5 protein-coding genes and 1 pseudogene are annotated in these 25,790 nt (G+C 37.6%); 5 read left to right on the plus strand and 1 reads right to left on the minus strand.

The window, feature by feature from the left end:
- Positions 1-2 precede the first annotated feature (2 nt).
- The 5 genes and pseudogenes from AC3WVZ_RS10960 (at position 3) to AC3WVZ_RS10980 (ending at position 24,841) form a co-directional block, all read left to right on the plus strand.
- A complete protein-coding gene (locus AC3WVZ_RS10960; RefSeq protein WP_233936363.1) occupies positions 3-6,473 on the plus strand; it encodes a non-ribosomal peptide synthetase in 6,471 nt (2,156 codons plus the stop codon).
- Positions 6,470-21,349: pseudogene (locus AC3WVZ_RS10965) on the plus strand (non-ribosomal peptide synthetase). Before AC3WVZ_RS10960 ends, AC3WVZ_RS10965 begins: the two are co-directional and overlap by 4 nt.
- A gap of 326 nt (positions 21,350-21,675) precedes the next feature.
- A complete protein-coding gene (locus AC3WVZ_RS10970) occupies positions 21,676-22,380 on the plus strand; it encodes a 4'-phosphopantetheinyl transferase family protein (RefSeq protein WP_002195517.1) in 705 nt (234 codons plus the stop codon).
- Positions 22,367-23,089, plus strand: coding sequence for a thioesterase II family protein (locus AC3WVZ_RS10975; protein ID WP_001172947.1), 723 nt, complete (start codon positions 22,367-22,369; stop codon positions 23,087-23,089). The genes AC3WVZ_RS10970 and AC3WVZ_RS10975 overlap by 14 nt, the downstream gene beginning before the upstream one ends.
- 1,479 nt (positions 23,090-24,568) lie before the next feature.
- On the plus strand, positions 24,569-24,841 hold the full coding sequence (locus AC3WVZ_RS10980; protein WP_002164541.1) for a hypothetical protein: 273 nt from the start codon (positions 24,569-24,571) through the stop codon (positions 24,839-24,841).
- On the opposite strand, the gene AC3WVZ_RS10985 is transcribed toward AC3WVZ_RS10980, so the two are convergent.
- A complete protein-coding gene (locus tag AC3WVZ_RS10985) occupies positions 24,794-25,384 on the minus strand; it encodes an erythromycin esterase family protein (RefSeq protein WP_002164540.1) in 591 nt (196 codons plus the stop codon). The genes AC3WVZ_RS10980 and AC3WVZ_RS10985 overlap by 48 nt on opposite strands.
- Between the last annotated feature and the right edge of the window lie 406 nt (positions 25,385-25,790).

Below are 25,790 nucleotides of genomic sequence, written 5' to 3' on the forward strand. Positions count from 1 at the left end.
AAATGGGAGACGTTATTGATATATATGGTTTATCACCTTTGCAAAAAGGAATACTGTTTCATACTTTATACGATCAAGATGATGAACATTCTTTTTCCTATATTGTACAAGTAGGTTTCTTGCTCGGGGGGCAATTGGATGTTGCTACTTTTGAAAAAGCTTGGGAATATGTTATTCAACGACATGAGGTTCTGCGCTCAGTATTTGTTTGGGAAGAAGTAGAAAAACCTCTACAAGCAGTTTACGAACGTCTTCCTTTTACTATTCATCAAGAGGATTGGAGTACCTATTCGCATGAGGAGAAGGAGAAGAAATTACAACAGTTTTTGACTGCAGATCGTAGGAAAGGATTTTTATTGGATGAAGCACCATTGATGAGAGTCACTGCGATTAAAGAAGCAAAAGAGGAAACGAGAATTATCTGGACACATCATCATATTTTGCTAGATGGATGGAGTGTGTCATTGGTCTTTAGTGAAGTGATGGAAGTTTATCTCAAGATGATAAAGGGAGAATTTTTGAATCTTCCTAAATCTCTTCCTTATAAAAAATATATTCAATGGATAAATAAACAAGATCAAAGTCAAGCAGAGGAATTTTGGAAAGAAGAATTAAAAGGATTCTATGCACCTACTTCATTAGCAATGGAAAGAAAGGATCAAGGACAAGAGAAGGGTTATGGGGAGTGTGCTTATCAAGTATCTGAGGAACCTACTGAGAATTTACAAGAGTGGGTACGAAATAGTCGATTAACGTTGAATACGTTAGTACAAGGTGCATGGGCTTATTTGATGAGTAGGTATAGCGGTGACAGTGACGTCGTATTTGGCGTAACTAGCGCTGGACGTCCTACTGATTTAATGGGAGCAGAGAATATGGTGGGGCTATTTATTAACACATTACCTACCAGAATTCGATTAGCGGATAATACATCAGTAGTAGATTGGCTTCGTAAAATACAAATGAAAGAAATGGAACGAAGACAGTATGAGTATAATTCGTTGATAGATATTCAAGGCTGGAGTGAGGTTCCGCGAAATAGCTCCTTATTTCATACCTTGTATGTGTTTGAAAATTATCCAATTCAAGGTGAGAGAAATGATGATTTAAGATTACTAGATGTTAAAAGCACGGAACAAACAAATTATCCTTTAACACTCATTGTAATGCCCGGTAAGAAAATTACTTTAAAGTTGATGTATGATCGAAGCTATTTTAATGAAGAAACAATAAATCTGATTCAGAATCACTTATTGCAAATATTAATTCAGATGACGAAGAGCCTAGACTCAAAACTATTTGAAATTACCCATTTAACAGAAGAAGAACAGATACAGTTACTAGAGGAATGGAATCATACTCAAGTTAATTATTCGGCTGAAGGCATGATTCATACGATGTTTGAGGAGCAAGTTAAAAAAACACCGGAAGCAATCGCGGCTAGTTACGAAAATGAACAAATTACCTATAAAGGGTTGGAGAAGCGTGCAAATCAGCTAGCTCATTATTTACAAAAGCATGGTGTAGGCCCAGAGTCTCTAGTTGGGGTATATATGGAACGTTCATTACAAATGATGATAGCGTTATTAGGTATTCTAAAATCAGGAGCAGCGTATGTTCCACTTGACCCTACTTATCCAGAGAGTCGACTTCGATATATATTAGAGGATGCTGGAATCGAAGTACTAGTGACGGAAGAGAATTCTAAAAATTTGTTTGTATCTGAAAATATAGAAACGATTTGTATGAATAAAGATTACACTGCAATTGAAAAAGAAGAAACAACCCCATGTATAAGTGGTGTAACAGGAGAAAATTTAGCGTATGTTATGTATACTTCAGGATCTACAGGGAATCCAAAGGGAGTAATGATTGAGCATCATTCAGTAATTAATTATCTAGAATGGATGCAACATAAATATCCGCTTTCTGAAAAGGATGTGGTCTTGCAGAAAACGCCATTCTCATTTGATGTCTCTGTTTGGGAATTGTTTTGGGGCATTCACGTTGGTGCAAGTGTATCTTTCCTACCTCCAGGTGGAGAAAAAGATCCTTCTATTATAGCTGAAGTGATTAAACAACATCAGGTTACTATAGTTCAATTTGTACCTTCGATGTTATCTGTTTTCTTAGACCACTTCAATCATATTGAATTGAACATGAATTGTTCGTCCGTACGCCATGTATTTTCTGGTGGAGAAGAACTAAGTTCAGGGTTAGTTAGACGTTTTCAACAGAAATGGGATTATAGTGGACAAGTGAAATTAACCAACTTTTATGGGCCAACTGAAGCCACTATTTATGTGAATGCATTTGATATTCAGCCTAATCAAGAATTTGTTTCTATTGGGCAACCAATACAGAACACGCAATTATATGTATTAGACCAAAATCAACGCTTGCAATCAATAGGAATTGAGGGTGAGTTATATATTGGTGGTGCTGGTTTGGCACGTGGATACTTAAATCGTCCGAATCTTACTGCTGAAAAATTCGTTTCGCATCCATATCGATTTGGGGAACGACTATATCGAACAGGAGATTCAGTAAGATATCTAACTGATGGAAATTTAGAATTTATAGGTAGAATGGACCACCAAGTCAAAATGCGTGGTTTTAGGATTGAATTAGGAGAAATTGAAGCGACTTTAGAAAAATGTTCGTTTATTAAAGAGGCTGTCGTATTAGTTAGAGAAGATCGTCCAGGTGATCAACGATTGGTTGCATATGTAATAAGCGATGGAAATACCCAAGAGTGGAGAGAGTATTTACAAAAACAATTACCGACTCATATGATTCCAGCGCACTTTATAGAGTTAGAACACTTCCCGCTTACTCCAAATGGGAAAATTGACCGAAAGGCCTTGCCAGCACCTGATGAGCAAGTTATTGAAGATTTAAATGTGCTACCTCGGACGCCATCGGAAGAGCTTATTGCCTCGGTTTGGGGTCAAGTGTTAGGGATAGAAAATATTAGTATTCAGGATTCCTTCTTTGAACGTGGTGGGCACTCACTACTTGCTACTCAAATCGTCTCTAGATTGCAAGAACTGTTCCAAATTAAAATTCCATTACGTGAACTTTTCAAGCACGATACAGTGGAAGCATTGGCGAAACGAGTGGATCAGTTACGAAAAGAAGATAAAAAACGAGAGGTTGCTCCTCTTGTACCTATGAAACGAGAAGAAATTATCCCACTTTCCTATGCGCAGAAACGTCTATGGTTTATTGATCAATTAATGCCAAATAGTGCTATGTACAATATTCATGCAGCGTGTCGCTTAACAGGTAAATGGTCAATTGAAGCATTGGAGGTCGGATGGAATCAATTGTTGGAGCGTCATGAATCATTAAGGACGACAATTCTAGAACAAGAGGGTGAACCTTTTCAACAGGTTCAATCTCATGTGTTCAGACATATTCCTCAAACGAATCTAACAGATCTTTCTTTGGAAGATAGGGAAAAAGAAATGCAACGCCTTATTCAAAACGAGGCGGAGGAACCATTTCATTTTGGACAAGATCCTCTGATTCGAACACGAATATTGAAAGTGGACAGGGAAGAATGGGTTCTCATTTGTACGATGCATCATATTATTTCAGATGGATGGTCAATGGGAATCTTACTTGAAGAATGGATGGCTTTTTATGAAGGAGCACTAACCGGAAAACCAGTGGAATTGAAGGAGTTATCTATCCAATATGCAGATTTTGTCATGTGGCAGAAGGAATGGCAAAAAGAGGAGAATTTGAATCAGCATCTTCAATATTGGAAGGAAGAATTATCTGGGGAACTACCGGTTTTACAATTACCGATGGATCGTCCTCGACCTGCAGTTCAAACCCATCGTGGTGCAAGTCAGTCCTTAATAGTGGCGAATTCCCTACAGGAAAAGCTCAAAGATTTAAGTCTGCAAGAAGGATGCACTTTATTTATGACATTGATGGCAGCGTATCAAAGCTTCCTTTCTCGTTATACAGGACAGGACGACATTATAGTTGGAAGCCCAATCGCTAATCGAAATGTGAAAGAGATTGAGGGATTAATTGGATTCTTTGCAAATACGTTGGTTTATCGAGCTGATTTCAGTGAAAATCCGACGTTCCAAGAACTTTTGTCGCAGGTAAGAAAAAAAGCGCTAAAAGCATACGAGTATCAGGACATCCCATTTGAGAAAGTGGTAGAATCCGTAAAACCTGAACGGAATACAAGTCATTCACCAATATTCCAAACTATGTTTACTTTACAGAATACGAAACAAGAGTTTCTTCAGCTATCTGAAAGACAAATGGAACTCATGGAAAGCCATGCTTCTGTTGCCAAATTTGATTTGAGTTTATTTGCTTCTGAGACGGAAGAAGGATTATCACTAACCTTTGAATATAATACTGATTTGTTTAATGATACAACCATTGAGCGTATGGCAAGTCATTTTAAACATTGGTTAAATCAAATTGTCTCTCATCCAAAATGTGTACTATCAGAACTGAATATGTTATCGAAAGTAGAATATAAGCAACTACTAGAGGAATGGAATAAATCGCGTGTTATAGATATGGAAGAAAGTACGATTCATACAATGTTTGAAGAACAGGTGAAAAAAACACCAGAAGCAATTGCAGTAGTGTGCGAAGATGAAGAACTAACATATCGAGAGTTGGACGAACGCTCGAATCAGTTGGCACATTATTTACAGAAAAATGGTGTAGGTTTCGAATCATTGGTTGGGATTTGTGTTACACGTTCATCTGAGATGATTGTAGGCCTCTTAGGAATTATGAAGGCAGGAGGAGCATATGTCCCAATTGATCCAGCGTATCCGGAAAGTCGACTGCAATACATTTTAGAGGATACTCAAATAAAGGTACTGGTGACACAGGAAAAGTTACAACAAAAAATGGTTATACCTAAATTCGTTGACGTGATTTGTATTGATCGTAATCGAGCAGAAATAGAACAAGAAGTAACTACGGTATGTATGAGTGAAGTGACGGGCGATAACTTAGCCTATATTATCTATACTTCAGGTTCCACTGGAAATCCAAAGGGAGTAATGATTGAGCACAGGAATACAGTAACAATGATTCATTGGGCGCATCGTACGTATTCCCGAAAGGAATTAGCGGGAGTGTTAGCTTCAACTTCGCTATCTTTTGATTTATCCGTTTTTGAATTATTTGTTCCCTTAACGATGGGTGGTAAGGTGATTGTCACTGAAAATGCTCTACATCTAGAGAAGTTGTCTACCAAAGGTGTAACTTTGGTTAATACTGTGCCATCGGTAGCGAAGGAACTGGTTCGAGTAAAAACAATCCCTTCTTCGGTAAAGGTGATGAATTTGGCTGGAGAACCATTGCCATATTCGCTTGTTCAAGATTTATACGAGAGAAGTACAATCGAAAAGGTGTACAACCTATATGGACCGTCCGAAGATACTACGTATTCCACGTATATGGAATTAGAAAAGGGTGTCATGTATAGGGTACCACCAATTGGTAAACCAATATTCAATACAGAAGTATATGTACTAAGTGCCGAACAAAAAATGGTTCCAATTGGTGTAGTTGGTGAGCTATACATTGGTGGATCAGGGTTAGCACGTGGATATTTAAACCGCCCTGACTTAACGCAAAATCTTTTTATATCGCATCCGTTTAAAGAAGGAGAGCGAGTATACCGGACTGGAGATCTAGTAAGGTATTTACCAGATGGAAATTTGGAGTATGTTGGACGAATTGATCATCAAGTAAAAATTCGTGGGTTCCGGATTGAACTAGGAGAAATTGAAGCGGCATTACAAAGGCATATATTAGTTAACGAAGCTATTGTAATGGTGCGGGAAGATTATCCTGGCGATCCACGTTTGATCGCCTATGTTGTAGGAGACGGGGATGCTCAAAAGTGGCGTGATTATCTCAAGGATCAACTACCAAATTATATGATTCCATCCTATTTTGTTGGATTAAATGCATTTCCACTCACTCCTAATGGGAAAATTGATAGGAAGGCTTTACCAGCACCAGAGAAGCAGGAGATAGCGAGTTGTTATATTGCTCCTCGTACGTCTACGGAAAAAACAATTGTTTCGATATGGCATGAAGTTTTAGGTATGGAAAACATCGGAATTCAGGATTCGTTTTTTGAAATTGGTGGACATTCATTACTTGCTACGCAAGCTGTTTCCAATCTTAAAGAGGCTTTTGGAATCGAGATACCATTGCATGATTTATTTATGTTTCATACGGTGCAGCAATTGGCAGAACAGATTGATCAATTGCTCGATAACAAAAATCAAGAAATGCAGAATGATAGTAAGGAGAATGTAAGTCTTCAAGACTATGTTCAAAAAGAAGCAGAAGTGAGTAATGATGAAGAATTATTGGAACTACTTAAGCAATTAGAGGAGCTATCAGAGGAAGAAGCACAAGGGATATTCGAGAGTAATTTGATTGAGGAAGGGGTAAAAAAATGAGAAGTGATTTACTTGCAAAGCTGAGTTCACTTTCTCCTGAGAAGAGAGCATGGCTTCAGAAGCAAATGCAAAAAAAGGAGAATAAAGAAGCACTCCCGTTGTCTTATGCACAACAACGTTTGTGGTTTATGGACAGATTTAACCCAAACAGTTCTTTATATAATATTCCAACAGTATGGCATCTAAAAGGAAATTGGATACCTGAAGCATTAGAGAAGGGATTCAATCGACTCATTGAACGTCATGAATCATTACGAACTGTTTTTAAAGAAATAGGAGAACAGCCTGTGCAACAAATTGTCGAATTCCTTCCTAGCGCATTACCTGTAAGGGATTACTCTCAACTTCCTCTAGAAGTAAAAGAAAAAGAGGTAGATAGTTTAATTGCGAGAGAAGCGCAAGAACCATTTGATTTAATGAATGGTCCTTTAATTCGTAATCAGCTTGTTCAATTAGAGAAGGATGAATGGTTATTACTGTGTACGATGCATCATATTATTTCTGATGCTTGGTCCATTGGTATATTCATGAATGAATGCCTTGCTTTCTATGAAGAAGAAACAGGCGGAAATCTTGCTAAATTAAGTTCATTATCTATTCAATATGCAGACTTTGCGAAGTGGCAAAAGGAGTGGTTGCAAGGTGATGTGCTAAATCGTCAGCTTACGTATTGGCAGGAAGAATTGTCTGGTGAGCTTCCTATCTTACAACTGCCAGTGGATCGACCTCGACCGGTTAAGCAGACTTACTCTGGGGCTGCGCATCACGTGATTTTTCCTTATAAATTGCTCAGTCAATTGAAGGATATAAGTCGACAAGAAGGATCCACTTTATTTATGACTTTAATGGCCGCATACCAGAGCTTTCTCGCTCGTTATACGGGACAAAAAGATATTCTAGTTGGTAGCCCGATTGCAAATCGGAACCATAAGGGAGTAGAAGGATTAATTGGTTTCTTTGTTAATACATTGGTTTATCGATCAGATTTGAGTGGCACCCCTACTTTTCGGGAGATTTTGAACCAAACAAAGAAAAAGGCGTTAAAAGCTTACGAATATCAAGATATACCATTTGAAAAAATGGTAGAAGCTGTGCAACCTGAACGAAGCATGAGTCATTCCCCTATATTTCAGACCATGTTTACGCTACAGAATATAAAACAAGAACGACTAGATTTGCCTGATAGAAGTATTGAAATGGTAGAAAGTAATATGTCTATTGCTAAATTTGATTTGAGCTTAACTGCCTATGAAGTGGAAGAAGGTCTATTCGTCTCATTTGAATACAACACGGATTTATTTGATAGTAGTACCATTGCACGTATGGCAGGACATTTTGAGAACTGGCTAAATGAAATCACGTATCATCCAGATGAATCATATACAAAGCTGTCAATGTTATCGGATACTGAGCAAAAACAACTCTTAGAAGAATGGAATGATACGGACGTAGTTTATGGTCATGATTGTATGATTCATGAGCTATTTGAGCAACAAGTTGCACGGACACCTGATGCAGTGGCGGTAGTTTATGAGGGTGGAAAGCTAACGTATCAAGAACTAAATGAAAAATCGAATCAATTGGCACATTTTCTACAAAAACGAGGTATCGGACCTGAATCATTGGTTGGTATATGTATTGAACGTTCTCCTGATATGATTATCGGTCTCTTTGGGATTTTGAAGGCAGGTGGGGCTTATGTCCCACTGGACCCAAGTTATCCTGAAAACCGCCTGAGATATATTTTGGAGAATTCACAAATTCAAGTGCTGTTAACAAAAGAGGCACTACAGGACTGGTTACCTAAAGATATTCAAGCAATTTGTTTAGATCGGGATCAAGTGATGATTTCTAAAGAGAGTAATTTAGCTCCGGTAAGTGGAGTAACAGCAAATAACTTAGCCTATATTATATACACTTCGGGTTCGACGGGAAATCCAAAGGGGGTAATGATTGAACATCATTCCGTTATCAACCGCCTACAGTGGATGCAGAAAAAATACCCATTGTCCGGGGCGGATACAATCCTACAAAAGACACCGTTTTCATTTGATGTTTCTGTATGGGAATTATTTTGGTGGTCATTTGTAGGAGCACGTGTTTGTTTACTTCCACCAGGAGGAGAGAAAGATCCTGCGGTGATTGAAGAGTATATTGAACGATATCGCGTGTCCACCATGCACTTTGTTCCGTCGATGTTATCTACTTTCTTAGATTATATGGAACTATATAATTCGAAAAGGGATGTATCGTCTTTAATTCAAGTTTTTACTAGTGGAGAAGCGTTAAACACTGAGCAGGTTCGCCGGTTTAAGGGGATCTTTTACAATGTTCAGCAAACAAAGTTAATTAACTTGTATGGTCCTACTGAAGCAACTGTGGATGTGACTTATTACGATTGTGATTTAGAAAAAGAACCAATGCTTATTCCGATTGGTCGTCCGATTGATAATACAGAGTTGTATGTGTTAGATCAATATCAACAAGTCGTCCCGATTGGTGTGGCAGGGGAACTTTACCTTGGAGTAGGATTAGCACGTGGCTACTTCAATCGACCGGATTTAACTACTGAACGTTTTATTCCGCATCCCTTTAAGGATGGGGAACGATTATATCGAACGGGTGACTTGGTGAGATATATGAATGATCGTAACTTAGAATATATTGGAAGAATAGATAACCAAGTTAAAATTAGAGGATTCCGAATTGAATTGGGAGAAATTGAAGCAGCTTTACATGATCACTCATCTGTAAAAGAGGCAGTCGTGTTGGTGAAGGAAGATCGACCAGGAGATAAGCAGTTAATAGCTTATGTAGTGGGTGAAGGCGATACTGGGGAGTGGCGTGAATATCTCAAGAAGCAACTGCCACATTATATGGTTCCGGCATACTTTTTCAAAATTGAAGGTATGCCACTCACTCCAAATGGTAAGGTGAATCGGAAAGCCTTACTGGAATTAGAAGAACAGTTCATAAGTGAAGATATTACTTCATCACGAACACCAGTGGAGGAGCTTATCGTTTCCGTTTGGAGCCAAGTGTTAGGAATAAAAAATATTAATGTTCAGGATTCCTTTTTTGAAATCGGTGGTCATTCACTACTAGCTACTCAAGTAGTTTCACGTTTACAGGGAATTTTTCAAATTGAATTACCAGTACGTGAACTATTTGAATATACAACGGTGGAGTCACTGGCAAAGCGATTAGATCAGTTACGTAAAGGAGATAAAAAACGAGAGATTCCGCCGCTGATACCAATGAAACGAGGAGAAGCTATCCCACTATCTTATGCCCAACAACGCTTATGGTTCATTGATCAATTTACACCTAATAGTGCCCTTTACAATATACCAATGGTATGCCGCCTTACAGGGAATTGGCTACTTGAAGCATTGGAAACGGGATGGAATCAACTAATAGAACGTCATGAATCACTGCGGACGGTCTTTCACGAAGTGAACGGTCAACCCGTACAGCAAATTGAACCGTATGCTTTTCAATCAATTCCGAAAACGGATTTAACTATGCTTTCTTCTGAAGATCAAGAAGAAGAAGTTAAACGTTTAATTCAACAAGAAACAGAAGTGCCATTTGATTTAACAGAGGGTCCATTAATCAGGGCAAGTATTTTGCACGTGGGAGAGGAAGAATGGATACTCCTTTGTACTCTACATCATATCATTTCAGATGGATGGTCAATGGGAATCCTACTTGAAGAATGGATGGCATTTTATGAGAAAGCAACGGATGGAAAGGTAGCGGAACTTGAACCATTGCCGGTTCAATATGCCGACTTTGCTCAGTGGCAAAAAGGATGGCTAAAGGAGGATGTGCTTGATCAACAACTCCAATATTGGAGGGAAGAATTGTCTGGGGAGCTTCCTGTACTCCAACTTCCTATGGATCGCCCGCGTCCCGCGATACAAACTCATCACGGGTCGATATACACTCTGGTTCTGCCAAGCACGCTACATGATAAATTGAATGAACTTAGTCGAAAAGAAGGGGCTACACTCTTCATGACGCTTTTAGCTGCATATCAAAGTTTTCTATCTCGTTATACGGGACAAGAAGATATTCTGGTCGGAAGCCCAATTGCGAATCGGAATTATAGAGAAATTGAAGGACTAATTGGTTTCTTCGTTAACACGCTGGTTTATCGAGCTAATTTGAGTGGTAGACCGACATTTCAAGATGTACTGTATCAGGTTCGTCAAAAGGCATTGAAGGCGTATGAATATCAAGATATTCCATTTGAAAAAATTGTAGAAGTTGTGCAACCGGAGCGAAGTACAAGTCATTCGCCAATCTTCCAGACTATGTTCATTTTGCAAAATATGAAACAAGAGTTTCCGGTGTTATCTAGTAGAAGTATTGAAATGATAGAAAGCCATAGTCCAATTGCAAAGTTTGATTTAAGTGTAATGGCAGCTGAGACGGAAGAGGGGTTACTTTTTACTTTTGAGTATAATAAGGATTTATTCAATGCTACTACTATTGAACGGATGGCAGGACACTTTGAGAAATGGCTACATGAAGTTTCTCATCGTCCACAAAATCCGTTGCATGACCTGAGTATGCTATCAGAACCCGAGCGTACTTTGTTATTAGAAACATGGAATGACACTGTAATGGAAATGTCTCATCAGGGTCTTGTTTGCGACAGATTTGAGGAGCAAGTAGCAAGGCGTCCTGATGCGATTGCGGTAGTTGACCAAACAAAACAGTGGACTTATGGTGAACTGGATACACAAGCAAATCAGTTGGCAAATGTTTTACAACGAAAGGGAGTAGCCCCAGAGTCAGTGGTAGGAGTTTATCTTCCGAGGTCAGCTGAGCTGATGGCAAGTTTACTGGGCATTTTAAAAGCTGGTGGAGCTTATGTCGTTTTAGATCCGTTGTATCCAAAATCAAGGTTAGAATACATGATTGAAGATGCAGGAATTCAATTTGTAGTGACGGCGGAAGGACAAGAAGGACATTTCGCACACGTCGAAATGGTGAGGTTAGAAGAATTAACGGTGGAAAGCGTAATCGCACCTACACGTCAAATAAATCCAGAGAACTTAGCCTATATTGTCTATACCTCTGGTTCTACAGGAAAACCGAAGGGTGTCATGGTTGAATATCGCTCATTAATGAATATGGTTTCTTGGCATCAGGAAGTTTATCATATTTCAGCAGAGGATCGTGCGACTCAGATTGCAGGGGTTGCTTTTGATTCGGCTGTCCAGGAGATTTGGCCGTATCTAACTGCTGGCGCAGCACTCTACTTGTCAACAGAGGAACTGAGAATTAATCCAGAAGCATTAAGGGACTGGCTCATTGATTCACGAATAACAGCTAGCTTTGCACCTACGCCTATTCTGGAAAGGCTCTTGAAATTATCTTGGCCAGATAAAACGGATCTTCGTTTTATCATTACTGGTGGGGATCAATTAACGCAGTATCCATCTAACGATATTCCTTTTGCGGTAATTAATCAGTATGGGCCATCGGAAAATACCGTTGTTACCACAGATTGTTATGTACCTGTAGGAGTGACAACAGGTACGCCATCGATTGGTCGACCGATTGCGAATACAGAAGTTTATGTGTTAGATTCTCATCTTCAGCTAGTACCAATTGGTGTAATTGGAGATCTCTATATTGGAGGGAAGAATCTTGCACGTGGATATGCTAATCGTCCGGATCTTACAAAGGAAAAATTTATTCCACATCCTTTCAAGTCAGGAGAACGTCTCTATTATACAGGAGACAAAGCAAGTTATCTTTCTGATGGTAATCTCCAGTTCCATGGCCGTATAGATGACCAAGTGAAAATTCGTGGTTTCCGGATTGAATTGGGAGAAATAGAAGCTGTTTTGCAGGCACATTCTTCTGTGAAAGAAGCAGTTGTATTGGTACGAGAGGATAATCAAGGTGACAAGAGATTAGTAGCTTATGTAGTTGGTGAAGGAAGTGTACATGAATGGCGAGAACATCTACAAACACATTTACCAAATTACATGGTTCCAACAAACTTTATTGAGATGGAAGTTTTACCACTTACACCGAATGGAAAACTTGATTTGAAGGCATTGCCTATACTTAGTGAACAATCCGCCGAAAATACTGTATACCCACGAACTCCGCTGGAAGAACTTATCGCTTCAGTGTGGAGGCAAGTGCTAGGAATAAAAGAAATTGGTGTTCAGGATTCTTTCTTTGAGCTTGGTGGTCACTCTCTACTTGCTACACAAGTGGTCTCACGTTTACAGGAAGTCTTTCAAATCAAATTGCCAGTACGTGAACTGTTCGAATATTCAACGGTCGAGGCATTATCAAAACGAATAGATCAGTTACGTAAGGGGAGCGAAAAACGAGAAATTCCACCATTGGTGCCGATGGAACGCGGAAATAATATTCCACTATCTTATGCCCAACAGCGCTTATGGTTTATTGATCAATTTGCACCTAATAGTGCACTTTATAATATGCCAATGGCATGCCGCCTTACAGGGAATTGGTTACCTGAGGGATTGGAGTTGGGATGGAATCAGTTAATAGAGCGTCATGAATCTTTGCGGACGGTATTTCATGAAGAAGAAGGTCATCCTGTGCAGCAGATTCAACCTTATATTTTCCGTCCTCTTCCGCAAATGGACCTAACTAAGCTTTCATTAGAGGAGAGAGAAAGAAAGTTGGAGCAATGGATTCAAACTGAAGTCGAATCTCCATTTGATTTAGAACAAGGGCCATTGTTCCGTGGGAAACTCATAAGAATTTCAGAAGAAGAATGGGTTCTTCTGTGTAATATGCATCATATTATCTCAGATGGATGGTCGATGGAAATCTTACTTCAAGAATGGATGGCATTTTATGAGAATGCGATTGGTGAAAAACAAGCAGAGCTGGAACCACTACCAGTTCAATATGCAGATTTTGCTCAGTGGCAAAGAGAATGGTTGAAAGATGAAGTACTAAATCAACAGCTTGCATATTGGAAGGAAGAATTATCTGGTGAGTTACCAGTCTTAATGTTGCCAATGGATCGTCCGCGTCCGCCAGTGCAAACCCACCATGGATTAACTCATAATGTGCTGTTGTCACGCTCATTACTGGATAAATTAAACGAACTAAGTCGTCAAGAAGGGGCAACGCTTTTCATGACCTTATTGGCATCGTATCAAAGTTTCCTTGCTCGTTATACGGGACAAACGGATATTATTGTTGGCAGCCCAATTGCAAATCGAAATTATCGAGAAATTGAAGGGCTGATTGGTTTCTTTGTCAATACATTGGTTTATCGAGCTGATTTAAGTAATGCACCGGCATTTCAAGAGTTGTTGTCTCAAGTGAGGATAAAAGCATTGAAGGCGTATGAGTATCAAGATGTTCCGTTTGAGAAAATTGTAGAGGTTATCCAACCTGAACGAAATACAAGCCATTCTCCGATTTTCCAAACCATGTTTACTTTGCAAAATACGGGACAGAAGCTACCAGAACTACATGGAAGAAATATAGAAGTAATAGAAAGTAATGCTCCTATCGCTAAGTTTGATTTAAGTTTAACTGCTGCAGAAGTGGAAGAGGGTTTATTACTTACTTTTGTTTATAGAACTGATTTATTTGACAGCTTAACTATTGAATCCATGGCTGAACATTTTGGGAACTGGTTGAATGTAATCGTGGAGAATCCTGATAAATCATTAGCTAAGTTGCCTATATTGTCAGTATTACAGCAAAAACAGTTGGAGGAGTGGAATAATGATGCTGTAGCATATCCACAGGAAAGTACGATTCATCAGCTGTTTAAAGAGCAAGTAAATCGTACACCTGATGCGGTAGCAGTGGTAGATGAAAAACAGAAGTTAACGTATCGAGAGCTGAATGAAAAAGCTAATCAATTGGCCCACTATCTTCAGCAATGCGGGATTGGGAATGAATCATTGGTTGGACTTTGCTTTGAGCGTTCAGTTGAGATGATTGTTAGTATTATGGGGATTTGGAAGGCTGGAGCAGCCTATGTTCCATTAGACCCATCATATCCAGAGAGTCGTCTACGATATATTTTGGAGGACACTGGAATTCAAGTATTAGTTACGAACGAGTCATTGGAAGACTGGATACCTAAAGAAATCAAGATAGTTTGTCTAGATAGGGATCAAGCAATGATTTCACAAGAAAGCATTCTTTCACCAAAATGTGAAGTAACAGGAGAAAACTTAGCGTATGTTATCTATACTTCAGGATCAACGGGGAATCCAAAGGGTGTCTTGATACAGCATCATTCTGTACTAAACTTGTCGCATGGTTTACAAAAAGAGGTTTTCGAACATGAGATACCATCTAACATGCATGTCGGTTTAAATGCGTCAATTGCCTTTGATGCATCTATCCAGCAATTACAAATGCTGCTTTATGGTTCAAGTTTGTATATTATTCCGAATGAAGTACGAAGTGATCCGGAGCAGTTTGTAGCTTATATTAGGGAGAACAAGTTAGAAATCTTTGATATAACACCTTCATTGCTTCAATTACTTATAGATGCCGGATTGTTAGAAACGTGCGATGGCGTTCATGCTCCAAGTAAGGTACTGGTTGGTGGTGAAGCAATTATGCCGTCATTATGGGAACAGCTAGTAGAGACTGATAAAATACAGTTTTATAATGTATATGGTCCTACAGAATGTACGGTTGATGCAACATGCTATCATATCAAAAAAGATAGTAAGAGAGTAACAATTGGACGTCCATTGCCTAACGTCCAAACTTATGTATTAGATAGTAATAGGTTGCTAGTTCCAGTTGGTGTGATGGGGGAACTTTATATCGGAGGAGTAGGTCTAGCAAAGGGGTACTTGAATCGTCCAGAGTTAACATCCGAACGATTTATTTCTCATCCATTCAAAGAAGGCGAGAGGTTATATAGAACAGGCGATCTTGTGAGATATCTTCCTGATGGTAATATAGACTACTTAGGAAGAATGGATAATCAAGTGAAGATTAGAGGATTTCGAATCGAACTTGGGGAGATTGAGTCGACTTTACAAGAGCATGACTTGGTAAAAGAGGTAGTTGTAATAGTTAGGGAAAATCAGTCGGGAGATAAGAGGTTAGTAGCTTATGTAGTGGGCGAAGGTAGTGTAGAAGAATGGCGAGAGTATCTTAAAACAAAACTGCCAATCCATATGATACCTTCCTACTTTGTCGAAATGAAAGAATTACCGCTAACCATAAATGGAAAGGTTGATCGGAAATCGTTACCTATACCAGATTATCAAGGAATACAAGAAGGCTACGCAACCCCAAGAAATGAACGTGAACATAAGCTTTCTATCATTTGGGAACGTGTGCTAGGTTCAAAACGTATTGGTATTTATGATAACTTTTTTGAAATTGGTGGAGATTCAATTCTTAGCATTCAGATTGTCTCTCGCGCAAAGCAAGCTGGTTTACAGTTGACACCAAAACAACTATTTGAACACCAAACGATTGCTGAGTTAGCGCAAGTAGTCAAAGAAGAACAAGGTGTACAAGCTGAACAAGGAATTATAACTGGAGAGACGATACTTACACCTATTCAGCAAAGGTTTTTTGCGCAAAATCATCCTAATCCACATCATTGGAATCAATCCATGTTCTTTAGAACGAAAGAAAAATTGGACATAGGATCACTGGAAAAGGCAGCGCGTAACCTTCTACTTCATCATGATGCCCTGCGTTTAAGATATGAACGTTTACCTAATGGGACTTGGGAACAGTGGAATGAAGGAATTGAAGAACAATTGATGCTGACTGTCATTTCATTAGACGAAGTGCCGGAAGCGGATTGGCATGAAGTTATTCAAAAAGAGATTAATGTTGCACAAGAAAGATTGAATTTACATGATGGTCCTTTAATGAGAATGGTGTATTTTGATGAAGGTGAGGAGACTGGTCGATTATTTTGGACAATTCATCACTTAGCCGTGGATGGTGTTTCTTGGCGGATTTTATTGGAAGATTTGCAAACAGCATATACGCAAGCGGTCCAAGGGCAAAAAATTCAATTACCTATGAAGAGTACATCTTTTAAAGAATGGTCGGAGAAATTACAACATTACGCTCAAACTGGAATATCAAAAGAAGTGCTACATTACTGGGAGCAGCAGGTTGAACAAGACGTAGTTATACTGCCAGTAGATGGTACTATAAGTAATCCAGTAAGCGCAGTAACTGAGGAAATTACTGTGGTGTTAAACGAGAATGAGACCCGTATGTTATTGCAAGAGACTTTAAGCACTCACCGTGTCCAAATCAATGAAGTATTATTAGCAGCATTGGTACAAGCTACAGCAGCATGTACGGGGCAGCCGATACTAAGCGTAGATTTAGAGGGACATGGTCGAGAAGAGATTATTGAAGATGTTGATTTATCGAGAACCGTGGGATGGTTTACAAGTATTTACCCAGTTCATTGAAATATTACTAATGCTAATACGCCAATTGCAGCATTAAAAGCAGTTAAAGAACAAGTTCGCAAAATTCCTAATAAGGGTGTTGATTATGGGGTGTTGCGTTACATGAACACAACAATGTGTGAGCCATTAAGCTCCCAATATACACCGTCTATTAGTTTTAACTATCTTGGACAATTTGACCAAATGTTTTCTAGCGATGCAATGTTTATTCCGGAGAACGAATTTAAGCGTTTAGATCATGCTGCCGGTTCCAAGCGATCGCATGTAATTGATGTAATTGGGGTTGTAACGGATGGAAAACTTCATTTCACTTGGGTATACAATGTTGGACAATTTGCCAAATCAACGATTCAAAGTATTGCACAGAATATGCTATATCAACTGAGTACATTGATTCAATTTTCAGATAGAGAATCTGCACTGACCATTTCGGATTTTGCAATGGCTAATCTTAGCCAAGAAGGTTTGACAAATGTACTAAACAAAATGCATCGCGGAAAGAACAATCAGATTACTGATTTATATCCACTATCACCTTTGCAAGAAGGTATGATTTTCCACACATTGCATGACCAAGGGGATGAACATGCTGCACCGTATATAGTGCAATTGAGTTTTATGATTCGAGGAAAAATGAATATTTCTACATTTGAGCAGGCGTGGAAATCTGTAATTCAGCGGCATGAAATTTTTCGTACAGCATTTGTATGGGACGAAATTGAAGAACCTGTACAAGTGGTGTATGAAAATATCCCATTTAAAGTGAACAAAGAAGACTGGCGTACAATGACAAGTGAAGAGATAGAGGAAAAAAGAAAAGTCTTTTTGGCATTAGATCGAAAACAAGCCTTCCAATTTGATGAAGCACCATTGATGCGGGTAACAGTCATTCAAGAAGGTGAGGAAGAATATCGGATTGTTTGGACCCATCACCATATTTTACTGGATGGATGGAGTTTACCATTAGTATTTAATGAATTACTTACAGTCTATCAGAAGAGAATGAATGGAGAAGCTGTGAAGTTACCTAAGTCCTCACCATATAAGAAATATATCCAATGGCTAAGAGAGCAAGATAAGGAGCAGGCGGAACAATTCTGGAGAGAGAAGCTAAAAGGTTTTACTGCGCCAACTTTGCTGGGCTTAGAAAGTAAAGAGGAAGAAAAAGGTTACACAGAGAAGGTTACGTATTTATCAGAAGAGCAGACTCAAGCGTTACAAGGATGGGCGAAACGCAATAAACTTACTTTGAGTACAGTAATTCAAGGTGCATGGGCATATCTCATGAGCCGATATAGTGGAGAAAATGACATTGTTTTTGGTGTAACAAGCTCAGGGCGTTCTACGGAGATTATTGCTGTTGAAAACATCGTAGGTCCTTTCATTACAACGTCACCGACGCGAATTCAATTGATGGATGATATAAAATTAATAGATTGGTTGCAGAAGATACAAGAGGAAGAGATAGAAAGAAGACAATATGAGTATGCTTCTTTGACAGAGATTCAGGGGTGGAGTGAAGTTCCTAGAGGAATACCGCTGTTCAATAGTTTATATGTGTTTGAAAATTATCCAGTGAAAGAGGAGTCTTCAGAAAATCTGGAAATTGGTGAATTGGAAGGGGTAGAACAAACCCACTACCCATTAGGGTTAGCTGTAGTTCCAGGAATCCAGTTATCGTTAAAGTTAATGTATGACCGTAGTAAGTTTAATAGAGTAACCATTGAACGAATGCTGGGTCATTTACACCAAGTGTTAATGCAAATGCTCAAAAACATTGATCAAAATCTATCGGAGCTAGTATATATTACGGAAGCTGAACAAAGAAAGCTATTGGAAGAATGGAATAATAATACTATATCCTATCCACGTGAGAATGCGATCCATCAACTATTCGAAGAGCAAGTACATCGTACGCCTGACGCGTTGGCAGTGGTAGATGAAAAACAGCAACTAACATATCGAGAGCTGAATGAAAGAGCTAATCAATTAGCTCATCATTTACAGAAATGTGGAATTGGGACAGAGTCATTAGTTGGCCTTTGCTTTGAGCGTTCAGTTGAGATGGTTGTTGGTCTCATGGGAATTTGGAAGGCTGGAGCAGCCTATGTTCCATTAGATCCATCGAATCCGGAAAGCCGCCTGCAATATATTTTAGAAGACACGGGAATTAGAGTGTTAGTTACAAATGAGGTATTACTAGGATGGATACCTAAAGACATCAAGACAGTTTGCCTAGATAGGGACCAAGCAATGCTTTCTCAAGAAAGCAAACTTTCACCAATATGTGAGGTAACAGGGGAAAACTTAGCGTATGTTATCTATACTTCTGGTTCGACAGGGAATCCAAAGGGGGCTTTAGTACAGCACCATTCTGTAATAAACCTATCCTATGGTTTACAAAAAGAAGTTTTCTCACATGAGATACCTAGTAATATGCGCGTCGGTTTGAATGCGTCAATTGCCTTTGATGTATCTATTCAGCAATTACAAATGCTGCTGTATGGTTCAAGTTTATATATTATCCCAAGTGAAGTTCGCACTAATCCGGAACGATTTGTGTCTTATATTAGGGAGAATAAATTGGAAATGTTTGATATGACACCTTCATTACTTCAATTACTTATAGATGGAGGATTACTAGAAACAAGTGCTGATGTTCATGTGCCAAGCAAGATATTGGTCGGTGGTGAAGCAATCATGCCGTCATTATGGAAACAGCTAGTAGAGACTGAAAAAATTGATTTTTATAACGTATACGGTCCTACAGAATGTACGGTTGATGCAACGTGTTATCATATCGAAACAGATAGTAAGAGAGTTACAATTGGACGTCCGTTGCCGAACGTTCAAACTTATGTATTAGATAAAAATTTGTTACCTGTTCCAGTTGGTGTAACAGGTGAGCTATATATTGGTGGTGCAGGTATAGCGCGAGGATACTTGAATCGTCCAGAATTAACAACAGAGCGATTCATCCGTCATCCATTTAATGAAGAAGAGCGTTTATATCGTACGGGAGATTTGGTTCGTTATTTACCTGATGGTAATTTAGATTACTTGAGAAGAATTGATAATCAAGTGAAAATTAGGGGCTTTCGTATTGAACTTGAAGAGATTGAAGCGAGTATAGAGAGGCATCCATTGGTAAAAGAAGCAGTAGTTTTGGTGACAGAGGATAAGCTAGGAGAGCAGAGATTGGTTGCTTATGTAGTTGGAGATGGAAGTATGCATGACTGGCGTGAATATCTCAAGACACAAGTACCGAATTATATGGTTCCCGCACACTTTATAAAGGTAGACAAGATTCCTCTTACACCGAATGGAAAAGTTGATCGAAAGGCATTGAACAGTTTAACAATTCAAAGAAAAAATAATTTGTCTACACCAATCATTCCAAGGGATGAAATTGAATATCAGTTGATTAAAATCTGGCAGGATGTGTTACAGATAGAAGATGTCTATGTAAATGATGATTTCTTTAATAGAGGGGGACATTCTCTCCTTGTAATTAAATTGATTTCAAAAATTAAGGAGAAGTTTGGAAAAGAGATTAAGGTGTCTACATTGATTAAGAATCCAACATTGGAAGGAATCGCATGCCTTATTCGCGATAAGCATGATATGACAAAATCTGTATCAGCGCTGGTTCCACTACAAGAATCAGAGAAAAGACCTTTCTTCTGTGTTCATCCGTTTATGGGAAATGTATTCTGTTACATTCAACTAGCAAGATTACTTAAGAACCATTGTTCATTTTATGGTTTACAGAATCCTCTTATAGAAAAGGGAGAAATTGATGAATTGACCTTGCCGGAAGTAATTCAACTTTACATTGAAGAAATCAAACGTGTTCAGCCAGAAGGTCCATATCGTCTTGGAGGATGGTCTTTAGGCGGTGCGATTGCTTATGAAATCGCAACTGTACTAAAGAATCAAGGTGAGGAAGTTGAGTTGTTGATACTAATGGATACTAAAGTACCTTCAGAGCAGGACTATAAAACAACGGAGGATATGCTCTCATATATATATGAGCATTTCATTTCTAGAGATTTTACTGAGCGGGGGAAAGGCCTCTTCCATGAACAAGATATGCTTGTAGAGCGATTACTTATGGAAGGAGTACTCCCGCCTGATGCAGATCTTATGAATTTGAAGCAAGTTATCAATGCTCATAGGAAATGCCTAAACATAATGGCAGATCATGATTTAATACCATACTCTGGAGAAGTTCTCTATTTTAGTGCTGAGGAAGGAAAAGAGCTGTTTACAGATTGGGGACCTTTATTAAAAGGAAGAGTAAATAAGTATTCTGTCCCTGGATCACATGAGGAAATAGTAGACTTCCCCGCAGTTGAAAAGATAGCTAAGTACCTATTAAATGAATTTGAAGGGATAAAAGAAACATCCCTTTCATTAACTGAAAAGTAAAGAGTGCAAAAGATGCAACGCTATGAACGAAAAGGGGAGACCAATACCTGCATATCAAGTGTAGGGAATAATGAATATAATATATTAAGAGCATTACTTTTTAAGGGGATAATGTAAAAAGTAATTGGTAGAGACATAGAAATCTTTGTAATAGAAGCGAATGCCTGATGATATTACTGAGGGAAGGTGCATATTTTCATTGATATGTAAATATGCACCTTTTCTATTGTATATGCAATTTAATAAAGTTAATTTGAGTTTCTGTAACGTTCATATATGAAGCCATTCTTTAAAAAAGGACGTGATTTATCATACAAATTCACGCTGTGAAAATACCAAAGAATATTGAAAGTCATTTGTTTAAGAAACTTAGTAACTTGGTTTCAAATGGGAAGAAAGAGCGAATGAAGCGATTATTAAATTCATGCGACATTAATAGGACCCTGATAGGGGATTTACTAATCCGATCTCTAATCTGCCAAAAGTATAAAATTAATAATGAAGAAATTAGATTTATATATAATGAGTATGGAAAACCTTTTGTTGAAAACTTTTCTGACTTTCATTTTAATCTGTCACATTCAGGAGAATGGGTGGTTTGTACTACTGCTAATTTTAATGTGGGTATTGATATAGAAAAAGTTTCAGAAATAGAGGCTTTTAAATTAGCAAAAGAATTTTTTTCAGCGGAAGAATTTTATGATATATCTAATATGAATTCTGATGAACAAATTAATTATTTTTATGATTTATGGACATTAAAAGAAAGCTATATAAAAACGATTGGAAAAGGGCTTTATACCCCATTAAATTCATTCTCTATAAAAAAAGAATCACGAACTTTAATTTCATACAAGCATATACCTAAAAACTTTTACTTTAAACAATATAACATTGATCCAAATTATAAGTTATCTGCTTGTGCAACAAGAGATGAATTTCCTCAAGAGATAATAATTAAAGACATTTATACAATTTGCCAAACTATATACAAATTTGAAAGTAAGGAGAAAATCAATGCAGAAGACTAAACTTTTTTGCTTTCCACATGCTGGGGGATCTGCGTTTAGTTACGCAAAATGGAAAAATCACTTTAATCCATATATTGAGGTAGTCCCGGTAGAGTTAGCTGGTAGAGGATATAGAATTGAAGAAAACTTGTACCAAAGTATGGAAGAGGCAGTAAATGATGTCTACAATAAAATAGTTATGCAGATAGATGATTCGCCCTACATTCTATTCGGGCATAGCATGGGAAGTTTGATCGCCTATGAAGTAGCCAGAAAAATAAAAGATTCTAAAAACGTATCGCCTGAATTTCTTGTTTTGTCCGGTAGAAATCATCCAAATAGTAAAATAAGAAATATCCGACATAATCTTTCTAATGAGCAATTTAAAAGAGAAGTTATTGCAATGGGAGGTACACCATCTGGGGTACTGCAATCAGAAGAATTAATGGAGATCTTTCTCCCTATTCTAAGAGCAGATTTTAAAATCGTTGAGACGTATATTCATGACAAAAATACACAACCATGTGATATTGATTTTCTTATATTTAATGGGGAAAATGATGAATTTACTACATATGATCAAGTAATAAAATGGGAACGATACACAAGTAAAACGTGTACTTTTCATTCTTTTGAAGGTAATCATTTCTTTCTAAATGAAAATATTGAAGAAATAGCAAATAGTATTAAAAGAAAGTTAGATTCTAAAAGATTATCAAATAGTTTTTAGAGTTTTATAAGTATGCTCATAGCTAAAAATATTAAAGGGTTTGAAGTATACACTTCTTGTGCAGATATGCATGGCAAAAAGACAATCGAGTACATTCGGTGGTCTTTTTCTATTTTTATGGAGTTTGTGGCGAAATGCTAGACTTGCTAGATTGTGGATCTGCGGGTTCAAGTCCTGTCATTCCGACCACGAGGGGGTATAATTTAAGGGTAAAACAGGGGCCTCCAGAACCTCTGATGTGGGTTCAATTCCCGCCATCCACTTATACTTGTTCATTAAAAGGTTTCACAAACAATATGTAATACGTTATGGGTACTTACATAAATTTATTGATTTTCAGTTAAAAAGTATTGTGCGATTATACACGTTATGTTACAGTTATATTACTAAATTGTTACAAAATATCATAAATATTTCGATATTATTTCTTGTTATTTCCGTAATGTTACAAAAAACTATAAATATTGTTATGTGTATAGGAGTGTGTGTAGTAAAAAGTCTGAGTTGAAAGTACGTGCACACTTTAAATTTCCTTTTTGTCTGAATGAAGAAGACTACCAACTAATTAAGGGCTTTAAAGTAACCACTTTAAATAAAATGTGCTTCCTTTCCCACACACAATTGAGTACATATTTAAAGTACAGTCTAATTGCTACACAGACTCTTGTACATATAAACATTAAGGTGAAATAGAGATAAGAATTCATTACATAAAAAGCATTACCAAGCTAAACGTACAAAATATCATCTGTGCATTTTGATGAAATGTTAAAATGCCTAGATGATATTTTTTTGAAGAATTCTTGGATATGTTTATGAATAACAATTCTTAATACTTAATGATTCTCTACTACTAAAACATCTGATAATTTATGTAATTAGATTTATAGGGTGTATGTACATTCACTTATATAGGGAAAATGAGGTTTTTCATATGAAGTATAGTTATAAAGTGTTTATATTTATTTGGACAATTATTTTATTGTTTTTTCTACTTTATTTTGGTTACAGTGAAATTTCCGAAAACGAGCAAATGCCAGTCATAACAATCAAACAATAAAAATAAGAAATACTACAAAAGCAAAACATAATAAAAATAGATACCCGAAAATGTTTAAGAACAGGAACAATTACATGCATAAACAACCTTACGATTTCCATGCATACCCCACGTCATTTGGGCAATAGGGGAAAAGTATTATTATTTGGCGTGCGCAATCTTCCATCACTAGTAGAAACGGAAAGTTCCGTATACCTGCTGAAGGAGGAAGATGTCTACCTGCCAGGGGGCGGATCTATTCAGCATCTAGAAATATTGGAATTAAAAGTGTAGAAAACAAATAGTGAAAAGGGAACATATCTTGTGATTCCTTTTTTATTCTTGTAGATAAGTCTGGGGAGAAAACGGGGATTTCTGCACGTAACATAGATCTCATCGGTATACTAATTGTGTTTTACGTATAGCTGGGAGTTGGTGTGATGGTATTTGCAATGGATGTGAGATTCCGTCATTCTTTTCATGAAATTGAATCATTAGACATTCCAAATATATTGTTTCCGAGTCAGTGCAGGAAATTGTATCAAGTGATTGGAATCGGCATTCAAGAAGAATTCCGCAATCCCTATGTCATTATAAAAGAGCAACATGGTTCCGTTACATTCCGATTACCAGAAGAATTATCAACATGGGTGCAGAACAAATTATTACTTGTTAAAGGGGGCCAGTTTGTTTCCATACTGCATTTCAGTTAGCCATGCGAAGTTTTGTGCCATTTTTTGATCTCGGATATAAAAAGAATAGTCTGTCAGGTTAGGTGAGGAGATGCCACCTCTGACTTTCACATCATACGTAGGATGTGGTGTAACTTGAATCAATTCAGATTTATGATTCTGAATAAACATTCTAACCTTTTCAAACTTGTTAATTACAGGCTGTATCTCCATTTTAAACCGATCATAGGGATATGTTTTATTTTTATTGTAATACCTATCCAGTTCAATCAACTCTGACACTGCTGTATCAAATTCACTCTTTACTTCAGGATTTACTTTTTGCAACCATTCTTTTGCATAAGAGCGGAATGAAGATTTATAAAACAAATTCATATCAAAACCAGCTAATGTGAGTGGCTTTCCTTTTTCTTTTTGTTCTTTCATATAGGTAAATAATTGTTCAAGTTCTTCAGTTTTCCATACAGAGTATAAGGATTGTTTCATCGCTTCTGTAGCGGTTGAGTTATCAAAATTTTGCTGAACATCTGCTGCTTCCCAAAGCCCTGTTTCAAATGCAATCACATCATATTCCAGGTGTAACAGCTTGAGAGGAAGTGCTGGAAGACGGGATCCCTAAGAAAGCAAAAAAACTAGGTGTGAAATAATCAGTTATTTGTGATGGTGGATTCTCCTAGGTGGAGGGTTCGCCGTTTTTTATTATATGTTATGTTGTGGTTTTTATATAAAGCATATTGAAAAGATGGATTAAATCTTCTGGAATGATGTCTCCATAATTAATAACTTGTACAATAACCTTTCAATTATCACTAAATCCATTCATATCAACAAGTTGTCCCATATATCCCTTTGTAGCAATATCTTTTAAAGTACGCTAAAAAATACCCTTTATTTTATCTTTATCTTATCTTTACCTTATCTTTAAATTTTTATATTAAACTTAAAACCTTAAAGTATTGATGTTTGAGTC

Source organism: Bacillus sp. CPT56D-587-MTF (genome assembly GCF_058792335.1).

Bases quoted from the DNA above. Each gene is read 5' to 3' on its own strand.
- AC3WVZ_RS10960 (WP_233936363.1), top strand. From the start codon at position 3: ATGGGAGACGTTATTGATATATATGGTTTATCACCTTTGCAAAAAGGA.
- AC3WVZ_RS10975 (WP_001172947.1), top strand. From the start codon at position 22,367: ATGCAGAAGACTAAACTTTTTTGCTTTCCACATGCTGGGGGATCTGCG.
- AC3WVZ_RS10980 (WP_002164541.1), top strand. From the start codon at position 24,569: ATGGTATTTGCAATGGATGTGAGATTCCGTCATTCTTTTCATGAAATT.